This is a genomic window from Blautia sp. HA3515 (genome assembly GCF_059933065.1).
On record NZ_JAYFUY010000094.1, the window covers coordinates 1 to 14,399 of the forward strand.

At 42.9% G+C, this 14,399-nt stretch carries 12 protein-coding genes and 6 pseudogenes; 3 read left to right on the forward strand and 15 right to left on the reverse strand.

The genetic code is table 11. The features are described from left to right. The 4 genes and pseudogenes from R1Y93_RS08275 to R1Y93_RS08290 all read right to left on the reverse strand — a co-directional run. Positions 1–377: IspD/TarI family cytidylyltransferase (locus R1Y93_RS08275; protein ID WP_500822440.1), on the reverse strand; the 377-nt coding region annotated here is incomplete at its 3' end. Further along, positions 343–585 carry an IspD/TarI family cytidylyltransferase gene (locus R1Y93_RS08280; RefSeq protein ID WP_500822442.1) on the reverse strand — a complete coding sequence of 81 codons (243 nt, stop codon included), beginning with the start codon at positions 583–585 and terminating at the stop codon, positions 343–345. The genes R1Y93_RS08280 and R1Y93_RS08275, both read right to left, overlap by 35 nt. Positions 586–638: 53 nt before the next feature. After that, on the reverse strand, positions 639–1,658 hold the full coding sequence (tsaD, locus tag R1Y93_RS08285; protein WP_158422311.1) for a tRNA (adenosine(37)-N6)-threonylcarbamoyltransferase complex transferase subunit TsaD: 1,020 nt from the start codon (positions 1,656–1,658) through the stop codon (positions 639–641). After that, positions 1,648–2,578, reverse strand: a pseudogene (locus R1Y93_RS08290) (ribonuclease Z). Before R1Y93_RS08290 ends, tsaD begins: the two are co-directional and overlap by 11 nt. A gap of 307 nt (positions 2,579–2,885) precedes the next feature. On the opposite strand from R1Y93_RS08290, the gene R1Y93_RS08295 reads away from it, so the two are divergent. Together R1Y93_RS08295 and R1Y93_RS08300 are read left to right on the forward strand one after the other, a co-directional pair. After that, complete coding sequence (locus R1Y93_RS08295; RefSeq protein WP_500822444.1) at positions 2,886–4,964, forward strand: hypothetical protein; 2,079 nt, start codon at positions 2,886–2,888, stop codon at positions 4,962–4,964. Further along, positions 4,951–5,379, forward strand: a pseudogene (locus tag R1Y93_RS08300) (YfhO family protein); the annotation flags it as partial. The gene R1Y93_RS08295 and the pseudogene R1Y93_RS08300, both read left to right, overlap by 14 nt. 102 nt (positions 5,380–5,481) lie before the next feature. Here the strand turns inward: R1Y93_RS08300 and rimI are convergent. From rimI to tsaE, 3 genes and pseudogenes are all read right to left on the reverse strand, one after another. Beyond that, complete coding sequence (rimI, locus tag R1Y93_RS08305) at positions 5,482–5,919, reverse strand: ribosomal protein S18-alanine N-acetyltransferase (protein WP_500822445.1); 438 nt, start codon at positions 5,917–5,919, stop codon at positions 5,482–5,484. Next, positions 5,916–6,624, reverse strand: a pseudogene (gene tsaB, locus R1Y93_RS08310) (tRNA (adenosine(37)-N6)-threonylcarbamoyltransferase complex dimerization subunit type 1 TsaB). Before tsaB ends, rimI begins: the two are co-directional and overlap by 4 nt. A gap of 2 nt (positions 6,625–6,626) precedes the next feature. Next, the gene (gene tsaE / locus R1Y93_RS08315; protein WP_500822446.1) at positions 6,627–7,049 is read right to left on the reverse strand and encodes a tRNA (adenosine(37)-N6)-threonylcarbamoyltransferase complex ATPase subunit type 1 TsaE; all 423 of its coding nucleotides are present in this window, start codon (positions 7,047–7,049) and stop codon (positions 6,627–6,629) included. A gap of 99 nt (positions 7,050–7,148) precedes the next feature. Here tsaE and R1Y93_RS08320 point away from each other — a divergent pair. After that, a pseudogene (locus tag R1Y93_RS08320) lies at positions 7,149–7,668 on the forward strand (peptidylprolyl isomerase). Between the two features lie 8 nt (positions 7,669–7,676). Here R1Y93_RS08320 and R1Y93_RS08325 read toward each other — a convergent pair. The 8 genes and pseudogenes from R1Y93_RS08325 to R1Y93_RS08360 all read right to left on the reverse strand — a co-directional run. Beyond that, positions 7,677–8,334: pseudogene (locus R1Y93_RS08325) on the reverse strand (YigZ family protein). A 162-nt stretch (positions 8,335–8,496) separates the two neighbouring features. Continuing rightward, positions 8,497–9,888, reverse strand: coding sequence for a M24 family metallopeptidase (locus R1Y93_RS08330; protein ID WP_500822448.1), 1,392 nt, complete (start codon positions 9,886–9,888; stop codon positions 8,497–8,499). After that, positions 9,872–10,593 (reverse strand): annotated as a pseudogene (locus tag R1Y93_RS08335) (ROK family protein). Before R1Y93_RS08335 ends, R1Y93_RS08330 begins: the two are co-directional and overlap by 17 nt. 10 nt (positions 10,594–10,603) lie before the next feature. Next, the gene (locus tag R1Y93_RS08340; RefSeq protein ID WP_500822449.1) at positions 10,604–10,837 is read right to left on the reverse strand and encodes a hypothetical protein; all 234 of its coding nucleotides are present in this window, start codon (positions 10,835–10,837) and stop codon (positions 10,604–10,606) included. Between the two features lie 14 nt (positions 10,838–10,851). Further along, positions 10,852–11,745: an amidohydrolase family protein gene (locus R1Y93_RS08345; protein ID WP_500822451.1), complete on the reverse strand. Its 894-nt coding sequence runs from the start codon at positions 11,743–11,745 to the stop codon at positions 10,852–10,854. A 72-nt stretch (positions 11,746–11,817) separates the two neighbouring features. Beyond that, positions 11,818–12,870, reverse strand: a complete 1,053-nt coding sequence (locus R1Y93_RS08350; RefSeq protein WP_500822452.1) for a sugar ABC transporter substrate-binding protein — start codon at positions 12,868–12,870, stop codon at positions 11,818–11,820. 106 nt (positions 12,871–12,976) lie between these two features. Beyond that, positions 12,977–13,879, reverse strand: a complete 903-nt coding sequence (locus tag R1Y93_RS08355; RefSeq protein ID WP_500822454.1) for an ABC transporter permease — start codon at positions 13,877–13,879, stop codon at positions 12,977–12,979. 127 nt (positions 13,880–14,006) lie between these two features. After that, on the reverse strand, positions 14,007–14,399 hold a 393-nt coding region (locus R1Y93_RS08360), incomplete at its 5' end, for an ATP-binding cassette domain-containing protein (protein WP_500822455.1).

Below are 14,399 nucleotides of genomic sequence, written 5' to 3' on the forward strand. Positions count from 1 at the left end.
TTCCGATATGAGCCCTGTGCCAACCGCACTTTCACTCCCGTCTCCTGCTCCACAACCATAGCATCATCCGTCACCTTACTCATATCCTTCTTTCGGATACTTTCATGTGCCCTGCAGATCAAATCATAAGAAAAAATCTGCGGTGTTTGGATCGTCCACACACAATTTCTGTCTGGCGTCTCAAGTACATTCCCCTGAGGATCCGCAATCTTTATGGTATCTTTGGAAGGCATGCCAATTACACATGCCCCTGTTTGTTGTACAGCCAAAAGCCCTCTTCTTAGAATCTCTTCATTAATAAACGGCCTGGCTCCATCATGTATAAATACATAATCCGGATTATCACAAGCCAGTAATCCTGCACATGACAGAATCATACCGTTCTTTCCCACTTGCAATAATCCTGGTAACTTTTGAAAATGCGTACTTATCCACAATCTGCTCTTTACAATAGGAAATAACATCCTCACTTGTTACCAGAATAATATCCTGAATCATACTGCTTTCCTGAAAGCAATGCAGGGAATAATACAGCACCGGATATCCTTGTATTTCCAGAAACTGTTTCTGTATTTTACTGTGCATTCTTTTTCCTTGCCCTGCCGCCGAGAACAATTGCAGTACATTTCTCACTCATTTCAACGCTCTCCCAATTTCAGGTTAGGAACTGCATTCAGATCCCACCCATGTCTTGTTCCCTTCATAAATTCATAATAGGCAGCCACCCCGATCATTGCCCCATTGTCTGTACAAAAGATAGGAGACGGACGGTAAAAGCGGAAGCCATTCTCTTTGCATGCCTTTTCCATGGCTTCACGAAGATGCTTATTAGAAGCAACTCCTCCTGCAATAGCCACTTTATCCATATGGAAATCCTTTGCAGCCTGCATGGTATGTTCTACCAGTACATCCACTACTGCTTTCTGGAAAGATGCAGCAATGTCTGCCCGGTTTACTTCTTCCCCTTTCATTTTTGCGCCATTCAAATAATTTAGTACTGCTGACTTAACACCACTGAAACTGAAATCATAGGGACAATCTTCGATTTTGGCTTTTGGAAATACAATAGCATCCGGATTACCTTCATCTGAAAGCTTATCAATCTTTGGTCCTCCCGGATATCCAAGTCCAATAGCCCTTGCAACCTTATCAAAAGCTTCTCCGGCTGCATCGTCCCTTGTCCTTCCAAGAATACGGAATTTCCCATAATCTTCTACGATCACCAGATGGGTATGCCCGCCGGAAACGATCAGACATAAAAAAGGTGGTTCAAGATCCGGATGTTCAATATAATTAGCAGACACATGCCCTTCAATATGGTGCACGCCTACCAATGGAAGCTTTTTGGCATAAGCAATGGCCTTTGCCTCTGCAACCCCAACCAGAAGTGCCCCCACTAAGCCAGGGCCATAGGTAACACCTATAGCATCCAGATCATCTAATGTTACTCCTGCATCTGAAAGTGCCTGTTCCACAACCTGATTAATCTTCTCAATATGCTTTCTGGATGCAATCTCCGGTACAACACCACCATATAATTTGTGAAGCTCAATCTGTGATGAGATAACATTTGACAAAATGGTTCTGCCGTTTTTTACAACCGATGCCGCTGTCTCGTCGCAGGAACTTTCTATCGCTAGGATCAAATTATCTTTCATTTTTTTCGTCTTCCTCTTCAAATTTTAATTCCAGACTCTTCCCATCTTTGCCAGGCCAGGCATTTGGGAATATTTCTCTGACTTTATCCATGTAATCATCCGGACGGATCAGGGAAGGGCTGTAATGAGTGAGCCACATCTGCTCTACTTTTGCATCCCTGGCCAGGACAGCTGCTTCCTTAAATGTCATATGCTTATATCCTTTGGCTTTTTCCACCTTATCTTCTTCACCATACATTCCTTCACAGATAAAAAGATCAGAACCTTCTGCATTTTTCAAAATTGACTCTGTAGGCCGGGTGTCTGTTGTATAAGTAACTTTTAATCCTTTTCTGTCCGGTCCCAAAACCATATCTGGAGTATATACTACTCCGCCTTCTTCCATTGTCATACCTTTTTGTAATGGATTCCAGAATTTCAGGGGAATCCCCTGGCTTCTGGCTCTTTCCGGCGAAAATCTGCCCTGTCTTAAGATTTCCAGGGTATATCCATAACAAAGTACATTGTGATTAACTTTAAATGCAGTGATGCGATATCCATTAATTTCAAAAATCTGCTCTGCACCTGTGATCTCCATAAATCGAATCTCAAAAGGAAGTTCCGGTGCAATCACACGCAGGGCATTCACTACTCGTTCCAGCCCTCTGGGTCCAATCAGGGTCAATGGCTCTGTACGGTCTGCATTTCCCATGGTAAGAAGCAAGACCCGGAAGACCACTGATATGATCTCCATGGTAGTGGGTAAAACAAATCACATCTATAGGCTTAAAGCTCCATCCTTTTTCCTTGATGGCCACCTGTGTACCTTCGCCGCAGTCAATCAAAAGGCTGCTGCCATTATACCGGGTCATAAGTGCTGTAAGCCATCTTCTGGGCAAAGGCATCATGCCGCCGGTTCCAACAAGACAAATATCTAACATATATTTCTTATTCCTCTTTACTTTTTTCTGTGAAAAAGTGTATCACAATCCAGATTCTAAAACAAGTAAAAACCTGTTTGGAATACATTCCGCTTTTCTTTTCATATTCTTAAGAATTTTTTATGTTATTTTAATGTATATTTTCATCTCTTACGTTTATTATAGAATGCAAGTCAAAAAAGAAATTTCAAAAGCGATTGCCTTACTTCTGTTTTTAAAGAAATTTCAAAAGTGATTGCCTTACTTCTGTTTTTGATGTAAAATCTGCACGGTCGATATAAGATTCGTCAGACAGGAAAGGAACATTATGAATTTGAATCAGAAACCAAAACTTACCAGACGCAGTCTGCTGTGCATTCTCTTTCTTTTTGGCGCAGCTTCACTGCTGATTCTCCTTACACTTCCATCCGGCAGCATGTACGGCTCCCAGACAGACTGGTATTGCCAGCATGTTACTCTTGCAGATTATATGCGTAAGCACTTTTATGCCACCGGGCAGCTTCTTCCCGATTTCTCTGGTCTTGGAGGAGGTACCAACTTTTTTGCCCTGTCCTACTATGGGATGCTCCGGCCGGATGTACTTTTATCTTATTTTCTACCTGGTATATCCGTTGCTGCCATCATCCAGGGATATGCAGTTTTTGAGATTTTCCTAGGGATTTTTCTCCTATATTACTGGCTTTACAAAAAGGGGCTTACAGACACAGCCTGTTTTTGCGCAGGCTTCCTTTACCTTTGTGCAAACTGTCTGTTTCAGGCTCACAGACAGATCATGTTTGTAAACTACCTGCCTTTTGTGATCCTGACGCTGATTGCCATTGACCAGCAAGCTGAATCCATGATTAATAATTTTCCGCAAAAGCCACGGACAAATATGGGCATCGTTTTTTCTTACCTGATGATTTTGTTCCATAGCTTTTACTTTTTCCCTGCCTGCTTTGCATCCTGTACTCTGTATTACTGGTTCTCTACCCAAAGCCTGTACAAGGTTTACAGCAAAGTTCCCGGACGTTTTATAAAACTGTGGTCCGGCTATATTCTCAGTACTGCAGCTGCAGTCTGTCTGTCCATGGCAGTTCTGCTGCCCACCGGACTTGCCATCCTGGAAAATAAAAAAGATGTAGCTCCTACTCCTTTGTACAAGATCCTTACTGTCAACCCAACAATGGACAGTCTTCTTTACAGTGTGTATGGATGCGGGCTTACCCTGATCTGCCTTTACGCAGTTTTATTAAGCATCCGTCGAAAATCAACCCGATCCTTTGCCTGCATTTTACTGTGCTTTTTGTTTTTTAATATTTTTTACTGGATCCTGAACGGAACCTTATATGTACGTCCCAAAAGCCTGATCCCATTCATGCCGCTGATCCTTTACCTGACAGCACTTACACTGGAAGAATTAAAAACCAGGCGAATCCGGCACAGTCTTCCCCTTGCACTATGCTGTCTGATTCCGGTTATCGTACAGATCCTTTTTGTTTCCCATGATAACCAGTTCAAGATCCTGATGGCTTTAGATGGGGTATGTCTGGTTTTATTTTCTGCTTCCGGATCAATTTATAAAAAAAGAAAGCTTCTGGCACAGGGACTGGCTTTTCTCCTGATCCTGGTGCTGCCAGCCAAGATTTATCTGAATAAATCCGGAACGGAAGAATATGTTTCTGCCGCAGATGACTCCAGAAATACTTTTTCTGACAGCCAGATCTTGAAGCTTTGCAAGGATTCACAGGCAAGGATGGACACTTTGGAGCGTCCATACACTAACAGCAATTATATGGTATGGGGCACCCAGAACAGGAGCAGCATCTACTCTTCCGTATCCAACAGTACCTACAATCAATTTTATTATGATACTCTCCGTAACTCCATTAGTAACCGCAACCGGGTTGCAGTCACCATGCACAGCAATCCTTTTCAAGAATATCTGATGGGCGTCCGTTATATCCAGACAACCAAAGAACAGCTGCCTGCCGGATACCGGATAAAGGCCGAGAAAAATGGCCATGTTCTGGCTGAAAATGATCAGGTACTTCCTATGGCTTATGGAAGCACTTCTCTTATGAGCGAAGCTTCCTTTGACCAACTGACCTATCCCCAGAATCTGGATACTCTTGTCAACCGTACGATTGTACCTGATTCAGTGTCATCAGACAGTTCTGTATCCGGTTCCAGGTCATCAGACAGTTCTGTATCCGGTTCCAGGTCATCAGACAGTTCTGTATCTGATTCCGGATTATCAATTAGTTCTGCCTATCAGTCCCAGATGAAGCCTTACGCTCTGCCAGAAAACTTTTTTGCCAGAAAAAACACAAAGAAACAGATGTCCATTACCCGAAAACTTTCCAAAAAATATTTCCGCATCACAACTGTTGTTGGTTTCCTTTGATGTAGTTTACGATGGGGCTTCAGATATTTCTGTTTCCATAAACGGAATTAAGAACTGTCTTTCCGGAAGCAATGCACCCTACCCCAACCAAAACAATACCTTTACCTATATGCTTTCTTCCGAAAAAGGACTTGCTGATCTGGATCTGGTATTTTCAAAAGGAAATTATAAAATAACCAATATTGCTGCCTATACTTTGCCATTATCCACATTTCATCATCCTGGAATCGTCACTTTCCACAATCAAGGCACCAAGGGCAGTGAATTATTGAAAGGCACCATTTCCATGGATCAGGATGGATATTTTGTCACTTCCTTTGCCTATGCCAAAGGATATCAGGCATTTATAGATGGTAAAGAAATTCCAGTACAGACTGTAAACAAAGCATTTGCAGGATTTCCGTTAAAAAAAGGGGCACATGAAATCCAATTAAAATTCCATGCACCCGGTAAAAGAGCCGGCTTACTGATCAGCCTGATCACATCCTGCGGACTGCTCTTTGAAAGCCTTGCATATTCAATTCTGGCGATACGTCATAAGAAGCGCATCCTCCACAGGATCAGAGTAGTAACCTTTACGGATCCCATCTCTGGTAAATCCGGAGCGTTCATAAAGACGAATAGCCCCAGAATTTCCCGTGCGGACTTCAAGATGAATGGTGGTAATCCCCCTCTCACCGGCAAGTCTGATTAAACTTTGCATAAGAAACCCGCCAATTCCTTCTTTCTGCGGGGTTCTTTTGATTGCAACATTCGTAATGTCACCTTTGTCAAGAACCATCAGAAGCCCACAGTACCCAACGATCTCTCCCTTATCCTCTACTACCAGAAACATAGCATTGTCCTTAAGTACAAAAGTAAGGAAACCTTCCTTTGTCCAGGGAACAGAAAAAAGATCTTTCTCTATCTCCATGACCTGATCCAGGTCTTCTACCAGCATTTCCCTAAGGATCATGCTTTTCCCTCCCTCTGGTCCGTCTCCCTCTCAGCCTGAGAAAGCCTAGGTATTCCGGAATATGCTCCATTGCAGTCTGGATCCTGCCGTCTTTATAATAAACCTCTCCCAGGGCAGCCACAGCAGCAGCTCTTTGTTTATTCACATGTGCCGGTGCGAAAGAAAATGGCACCTTCAGCTCGCCCGGATCGTTTCCCCAAACACTGGCACTCCATCTCCCAGGAAAGTCACCGGTTCTTCCAGCCGGTTCAAAATAGCAATCAGATCCTGGATAGGCACAGCCATCTGTCCTTCTACCTGTACCAGCCTGTGGTCCTTAAATCTGTAAATCCCTGTATACACCTCGACCTCTCCTGGCATCCATAATAGGGCAGACAAGCCCGGACACATCATAAAGATTATATGCCAATGCTTCCAGTGTAGGTCCCGGGATCAGCGGTTTGTCAAGAGCAGGCCCTAAGCCCCTTTGCTGTAGCTGACCCGATACGAAGTCCTGGAAAAAGACCCTGGGCCTGCTGCTACTGCCACTGCATCTAACGTATTCAGATCAAACTCTGTCATCTTTACGATCTCGTCCAGCATGGGAAGCAAAGTCTGGGAATGGGTTTTTTTATAATTCACTGTATATTCTGCCAGAAGATTATCATCCTCCACAATCGCTACAGTTGCTACTATTCCTGAGCTGTCTAATGCTAAAATTCTCATTTTTATTCTCCTATCGTAATCTTCCGGTAATCAAAACCTTTCTCCAGGTCTTTTTCTATGGTGATCCGTATCACATGTTCCGGAAGGATCTCACGGATCAGATCTGCCCACTCGATCAGGCAGATCCCTTCTCCGAAAAAGTAATCGTCATACCCGATTTCTTCCATTTCTTCAATATCTCCGATACGATATACATCAAAATGGTATAACGGAAGCCTGCCTGTATCATATTCCTGTATAATGGTAAATGTAGGACTGCTGATCGCTTCTGTGATTCCAAGTCCTGCTGCAACCCCCTGGGTAAACACGGTCTTTCCTGTGCCCAGATCACCATCCAGGGTATAAATCTGACCTGGGGATGCCTTTTCACCAAGAGTTTTTCCCAGGGCGAAAGTTTCTTCGGCTGAATTGGTCTCTATAATCATTTCTTTTAGTAACCACCTTTTCTTTTCTTGCACATTCATTCTCTGGATATTATAATAAAACAATTAAGGATTTACAATACTTATAAAGGAGATTTCAATATGACAAACCCAATCGTAACCATTACCATGGAAAACCAAGATGTGATAAAAGCAGAGCTTTATCCGGAGATTGCTCCCAAGACAGCTGAATAACTTTATCAGTCTTGTCAAAAAAGGCTTCTATGACGGACTAATCTTTCACCGTGTGATCTACGGTTTCATGATCCAGGGCGGATGCCCGGATGGAACCGGCATGGGCGGCCCCGGTTACAGCATCAAGGGGGAATTTGCACAGAATGGCTTTGCCAATGATCTGAAGCATACTGCCGGTGTTCTTTCCATGGCTCGCGCCATGCATCCTGATTCTGCAGGCAGCCAGTTCTTCATCATGCATAAGAACGCCCCGCATCTTGATGGAAGCTATGCAGCTTTCGGTAAAGTAATAGAAGGCATGGAAGTAGTAAACCGTATCGCTGAAGAAGAAACTGATTATAGTGACAGACCGTTGGATGAACAGCAGATCCACTCCATGACTGTAGAGACCTTTGGCGTGGAATATCCGGAGCCAGAAAAATGCTGATCAGATGATCAGCATTCCCAGATTTTTGTTTCTCCATTTACATCAGCAAAATAAACATCTTTTATCTTTTCCATGGAAGCACGTCCGCTTGTGCCTTCCGTAATACGCTTCTCCACTTGCTGTACCTGGTCTTCCGGTACCAGCAGGTGGAGAATTACTTTATCCGTATATTCTGAATCCAGAATAGGCAGGCCGTTTTCCCCTGCAATATACTGGATCTTGCCGATCCCCGGAATAATCCGTTTCTACTCTCAGGGAAATCCCCAGTTTTTTCGTGATCACCGTACTGGCCGCAAGCCCTGTCTGCACTGCAGAAGAGTAGGCTCTCACCAGCCCGCCAGTTCCAAGAAGTACACCTCCAAAGTATCTGGTAACAACCACTGCCACATTATAAATATCCTGTCCAAGAATCACATCCAGCATGGGTCTTCCTGCTGTACCAGATGGTTCCCCATCATCACTGCATCTGGTAGCTTCCCGGTTCATCCCAACAGAATACACATAGCAGTTATGTCTTGCATCCCAGTATTTTTTACGCATTTCCTCTATGAAGGCAAGTGCCTCTTCTTCGCTTTCCACCGGCCGCACAGTCGCAATAAACCGGGATTTCTTTTCGATAATCTCTCCTTCACCGCCAGCATATACGGTCTTGTACTCTTTTTGCATTTCACACAGCCTCCATGGTCTTTGGTACCCTTTTATGATACATTTTTTCACAAATCGTCTTTCATATGAATCTTCCTTAATGATAATGAAAATATGTTTCTCCGTCAATCATTTTGTAAAAAAAGAAGAGGACCTGCAAAGTCCCCTTTCTTTTCGCTATATTCATGCTTCTTCTTTTAATACGGTAAACGCTTTGTCTTTTTCCAGAAGGAAAGGTCTCAAATACCCGCAAAGATCACTCATAGGATACACTCCATCTCTCAGGTGTATTCCTAATACACGGATCATGTAATCCCGTCTTTCCTGCATCCGTTCCCATGTACGAGGATACTCTCTTTGAAGCTGTCCTGCCAGTTTTTCATCAATCAGTACAATCCCATCTTCAGCACCAATGCCTGCATATCCTGGAACAGCAGGAATAATATCCATCTGAAGCATCATCCCACTTTTCAGGATTACCGGACTTCCTGGATAAATCGGCGATGCCGACCATTCCTCGTTATCTGTAAAATGACCCGGATTCAGTGTCCAGTGGAATATCTCTTTTGGAAGGACTTCATCAACAGCCTGATAAATATCTTCACATCTGACACCTTCACCCACGGTTTCATACCAAGTCACAGCTGCTTTATAGTAGGGAACAGCAACCTTTTTCAGATAATCTCTCTCCGCTTCTGGAAGCTGAGATTCCTCCTCTACCACATAAGCTGCCCTGGAAGTTAAACCTCCACGCAGTCCCAAAGTAGCAGAAAAACGATCCCCCACTTGTACTTCCTTATTTCTCGGAAATACGACTGCATCTGTAAAACGATCACCTGTAGCAACAATTGTTGTAACTGATGTAGGCTGTCCCATAGGATTCATCTCACCTGCCAGTTCCATTTCAGTTTTACCAGGCTTTAATGCTTCCAGTGCCTTATACACACAGGCAGATGCAAGCCCTGATGCTGCTTCATAATGTGCAATCTCATTGGCATTTTTTATGTGTCTCAAGCCTTTCTCTGCATCTAAAAAAATACCGGATGCATTGATTGTCTGTCCATTCTTATTGATATCTTTAACGGCAGCAGCTATAAATTCCGGAATATCAATCAGATATCGGTTGTCCTCAACTGCACTTGTAAACAGCTTCCATCCGACACAACCAACCTTCATTCCGTCTTTCAAACCTGCTTCATTCAGGATGTCACGGATCCGGTTCTGAGGATTCATAGGCTGATAAGGTAGAGAAAAATAAGGTGTATGAAGGACCGTTCCCTGTATAAAACTATATTGGCTCATTTTCAGATTTTCATTTCCCAGCAGAAAACACACTCTTCCATCTGCGTGTAAAACCAGTACAGCTTCTTCAAACCTTGGTTCAAAACCTGTCAGATATGCAAAATTAGCCCCATGCTCACGATCAGCATAAATCATAAGCACATCTAAATTCTGCTCTTTCATACCGGCAAGAACATTCCGGTAATGCTCCTCCATAGTCTCCCTGGTAAGATTCACAGGCCTGTAATCCTGATGAATCCTGGGTTTTTCTACTTTATTATATAATATATCCAAATTTTCCCTCCTCTGACACCAATGCTGACGCTCCGATTATCCCGGCATCGTTTCCCAACTCTGCCAGAATAATATTATTCTTTTTGTCTGTCAGGAAAAAGTTCTTTTTATATTCTTTGTAAATTGCATCCGTGATCAAGCTTCCTGCATTAGACACACCTCCACCGATCACAAACACTTCCGGATCAAAAGCATGGGCAAACATAGCCATAGCCCGACCCAGCACACCCATACAAAACTCCACACACTCAATAGCAAGCGGATCTCCTTGTTTTGCCTGGTCACACACATCTTTTGCAGTAAAATCCTGCATTTCCCGCAGTTGGGATACGCCTTCATTTTCAGCCAGTATTTTCTTCATTCTCCGTACGATCCCGGTAGCCGGTGCAAATTGATCCACACATCCGCAATTTCCGCAATTGCAGTTTCCTGAATCCTTCGGACCCACAGCAATATGTCCGATTTCCCCGCAAGTCCCGAAGACCCTAGCACAATGTTGCCATTCAGTATGATTCCACCGCCCACTCCAGTTCCCAAAGTGATCAGCATCATCGTCTTATATTTTCTGCCTGCTCCCTGCACAAATTCTCCAAGTGCTGCCACATTGGCATCATTTCCAGCCTGGATGTAAGCTTTTGGAAAAAACTTTTTCATTTCTTCTGCAGGATTAAAATTTCTCCAGAACAGATTCACACACACTTCCACATTCCCATCTTTATCTACAGGTCCCGGGGATCCCCATTCCTATGCCATATACATCTGATTCATCCAGTCCATGTAAGCTGAGATACCCCTGTATTTCTTTCGCCACATCCGGAATGATTCTCTTTCCGTCATCAGAAAGATTCGTTTTTATATTCCATTTTTTTAAAAGCTTCTGGCTTTTCCAGTCAAAGGCACCCAGCTTAATATCTGTTCCGCCAACATCAACTCCAAATAATATTTTCACGTTTTCAACTTCCTTTACAGGTTATAAAGTCTGGCTGCATTGTCATGGAGAATACCCATGATCTCTTTTTCTGTAAATGTAGGCCATCCAGACTGTTTGCAGATCTTGTTCATTCCGTTCTGCACCAGGTCGATCCATCCAAGGATATCCTTTGTAGGATCCGGTCCGAACAGATCATTATTTGCTGCCACAAAGTCTGTTGCAAACATCACTCTATCAAGCACGCCGATTTCTTTTGCAAGCACCATATTCCAGGTCATCCATAAAGGCCTCTTGTAAAGCATAGCCAGATCTGTCCACAGGTTTTCATCATTTACCATCATTGTAAAAAGATATTCGCTAAATGGATATCCGATATGTTCTACCACTTTTTTCATATGTGGAAAATGGAAAGTTACATCGTTCAGATTTTCCATTTTAGCATATTTTGTATGTGCAAGAACAGTAGGCCCACCGGCTGCAGAATGGTGATACTGGCATACTGCCCCAGCCTTGTCAATAGCTTCATAGAACGGGAACATAACCGGATCATTGGAACTAAACTGTCCATAAGGTGGAGTAAAAAGCACGCCCCTGTATCCTTTATTATTCAGCTTATCTACCATGTAATCGAAATTCTTCTGGTTAAATCTTCCAGCCTCATCAATGGGCTCCACACTACAAAACGGAACAAAGAAATCCGGATATTTTGCAAAAGCATCCTCCACCGCAATTTCTCCAAATTCGGAATTCCATACTTTATGCATATCCTGTCCCATGCATACGCAGTGTTCGATCCCAGCCGCCTTCATCCATTCTACTAACTGATTAATATCCGTATCTTTTGGAATTGACTGGCCAAGCCGATCATAAGTTGGTCTGTCAAAACATTTTGTATTGATTAAGTGCATATGAGAATCTATGTACATATTGTCATCCTCCTGTTTCTTGTTTACACCGGCGGTAGTTTTTATAAAAACTATCCGCCGGATTTTTATTAATTATTCCTGTCCATCCTCTGCTGCTTCTTCCGTTTCTGTATCTTCTGCAGCATCTGTATCTTCTGTTTCTTCTGTTTCTTCATCCATAGCATTGATATCAAAGGTTTCTGCATTATGAACGGTAAGAAGCTCTGGTGTCATTTCATAGATATCATCCGGGCCGCTTCTTGTATAGCTTCCATCAAAAATCTGCTCCATAAACTCTACGCATTTTACACCCATTTTTACAGGAGACATTCCAGGACTTGCATACAGCTTGCTGTCCTCACCGCCATCAATCATAACCTGTTTCTGCTCATCTGTAGCATCATATCCAATAACATAAACATCTGTTTTTCCTGCATCCTGAAGTGCATGATAGGTTCCCATTGCACACTCATTCCAGTACAGGAAGAACGCATCTGCATCCGGATAAGCAGTGATCATATCAGTTGCCCATGCATAACATCCATCAGTTGTTCTGTCTGTGGAGCGATTCTTGATGATCTCCACATTTGGATAGTTCTCATTCATCCAGTCCACAAAACCATTCACTCGAAGTCCACTGGACGCAATGGACGGCTCCTCTTCAAACACAACAACCTGTGCGTCTTCCTTTCCATCAAGGGCTTCCATACACTGTTCTGCTGCCATCTGGCCACCTGCATAATCATCATATCTTACAGATGCATCAGCACCTCCTTCGGATGCCAGGCAGTCAAAGTCGATAATAGGGATTCCTGCTTCGTGAGCCAAGTCTACTGCATCATTTGCACCTTCTGTATCAATGGCAGTATAAATAATTCCGTCAACTCCCTGAGTTACAAGGTCATTGATATCTGTGTACATTTTTGCCCAATCCCCACTCGGGTCCATAAGTACACATTTCCAGCCTCTTGCTTCAATCTCTTTCTCGGCGATTTCTGCCAGAGATGCCTCAAATGACTGTGCCATATCCCATACAACTACACCAATGACCTTTTCCTCATCTGCTGCAGATGCAGATAAAGGTGCACCGATTGTTGCCATTGCCATTGCAGCTGCCAGCATTGTACATACCATTTTTTTCTTCATAATATTTTCTACCTTTCTTTTAAATATTTTATTTTCCCTGTTGTCATATTTTTCGGCCGTAAAAATATGACAGCAGGATATTTACATAACAAATTATAGATTTCGCTTATTTTTTATTTGCCAGCTTATAAGAAAAGTTGTTAAACCACTGTGAATAGAATACTGCAACTACCATCAGTGCTCCACGAACCACATACTGCCAGTTAGAACCGATATACATAAGATTCATTCCATTGGTAATCATTCCCATCAGAAGTGATCCAAGGAAAACGCCGATAGTCAAACCTTTTCCTCCACTTAAGGCAACACCACCCATTGCACAGGCTGAAATGGCAATGGTTGCATATCCGCTTGCTGCATTTGGTGTTGCAGATGCCACTCTTGCTGTGGACAGAATACCTGCAATAGCAGACAAACCACCAGAGATAATATATGTAGAGAAGCGAACGCCTTTTACATTAATACCGGAAATGAAAGCAGCCTGATAATTACCACCGATAGCATATACCTTCCTTCCGTATGCAGTTTTCCCAAGAACAATTGCCATAAATACAAATACAAGGATCATGATCCAAATAGACATGGACACACCCAGAATCGGTTTATTACTTAAAGCTTTAAAGGAATCTGGAAGACCTGTAACTGCTGTGTTGTTGCCCACAATATATACCAGGCCTCGTACCGCCACCTGCGAACCAAGCGTGACAATAAACGGATCAATAGATGTAAACGCTACCAAAAGTCCGTTTACCGCACCTACTACGCAGCAAATGATTACGGAAATAAGGATTGCCACTGGAAGGTTTGTTTTCAGTCCATATAGCCCATCCTTTACTAAAAGTCCACAGCATGTACCACCCAGAGCTGCAATGGACTCAATTGAAAGGTCAAAAGTTCCATTGATCAGCGGAAATGCCAAAGCACATGACAGAATACCGTAAACAACAATCTCTTTCAGTACATTATGGATATTTCCTGTTGTAAGAAAATTCCCACTTTTCGCCTGCACAATGCAGGAATACAGTAATGATCAAAAGGATCAGTCCTGACAGTTCAAAATATTTTGAAGTAATAATTTTGTGTTTTATACTGTTCTTTTTATCCATTTTTTCTCTCCATCCGTATAACAATGTGTATTACGCTTTTGCAGTCTGATCGTGTGAAATTGCCATATGCATGATGTTTTCTTCTGTTGCTTCATCTCTCATAAGTTCACCTGACAGATATCCTTCATGCATAACAAGTATCCTGTCGGAAATCCCCAGAAGTTCCGTCATTTCAGAGGATACTACGATAATGGACAGCCCTGCTGTTGCCAGATCGTTGATAATTTTGTATATTTCAGCCTTCGCACCTACATCCACACCTCTTGTAGGCTCATCCAGAAGCAAGATATCCGGATGTGATGCAAGGCATCTTCCAAGAACCACTTTCTGCTGATTGCCGCCGCTTAACATTTTGACCGCCATCTGACTGCCAGCACATCGGATTCTTAATTTTTCTATGTATTCCTTACAGACGTTTTTTTC

Bases quoted from the DNA above. Each gene is read 5' to 3' on its own strand.
- tsaE (WP_500822446.1), bottom strand. From the start codon at position 7,049: ATGATTATAGAGACCAATTCAGCCGAAGAAACTTTCGCCCTGGGAAAA.
- R1Y93_RS08350 (WP_500822452.1), bottom strand. From the start codon at position 12,870: ATGAAGAAAAAAATGGTATGTACAATGCTGGCAGCTGCAATGGCAATG.
- R1Y93_RS08280 (WP_500822442.1), bottom strand. From the start codon at position 585: ATGCACAGTAAAATACAGAAACAGTTTCTGGAAATACAAGGATATCCG.
- R1Y93_RS08345 (WP_500822451.1), bottom strand. From the start codon at position 11,745: ATGTACATAGATTCTCATATGCACTTAATCAATACAAAATGTTTTGAC.
- R1Y93_RS08295 (WP_500822444.1), top strand. From the start codon at position 2,886: ATGAATTTGAATCAGAAACCAAAACTTACCAGACGCAGTCTGCTGTGC.
- rimI (WP_500822445.1), bottom strand. From the start codon at position 5,919: ATGATCCTTAGGGAAATGCTGGTAGAAGACCTGGATCAGGTCATGGAG.
- tsaD (WP_158422311.1), bottom strand. From the start codon at position 1,658: ATGAAAGATAATTTGATCCTAGCGATAGAAAGTTCCTGCGACGAGACA.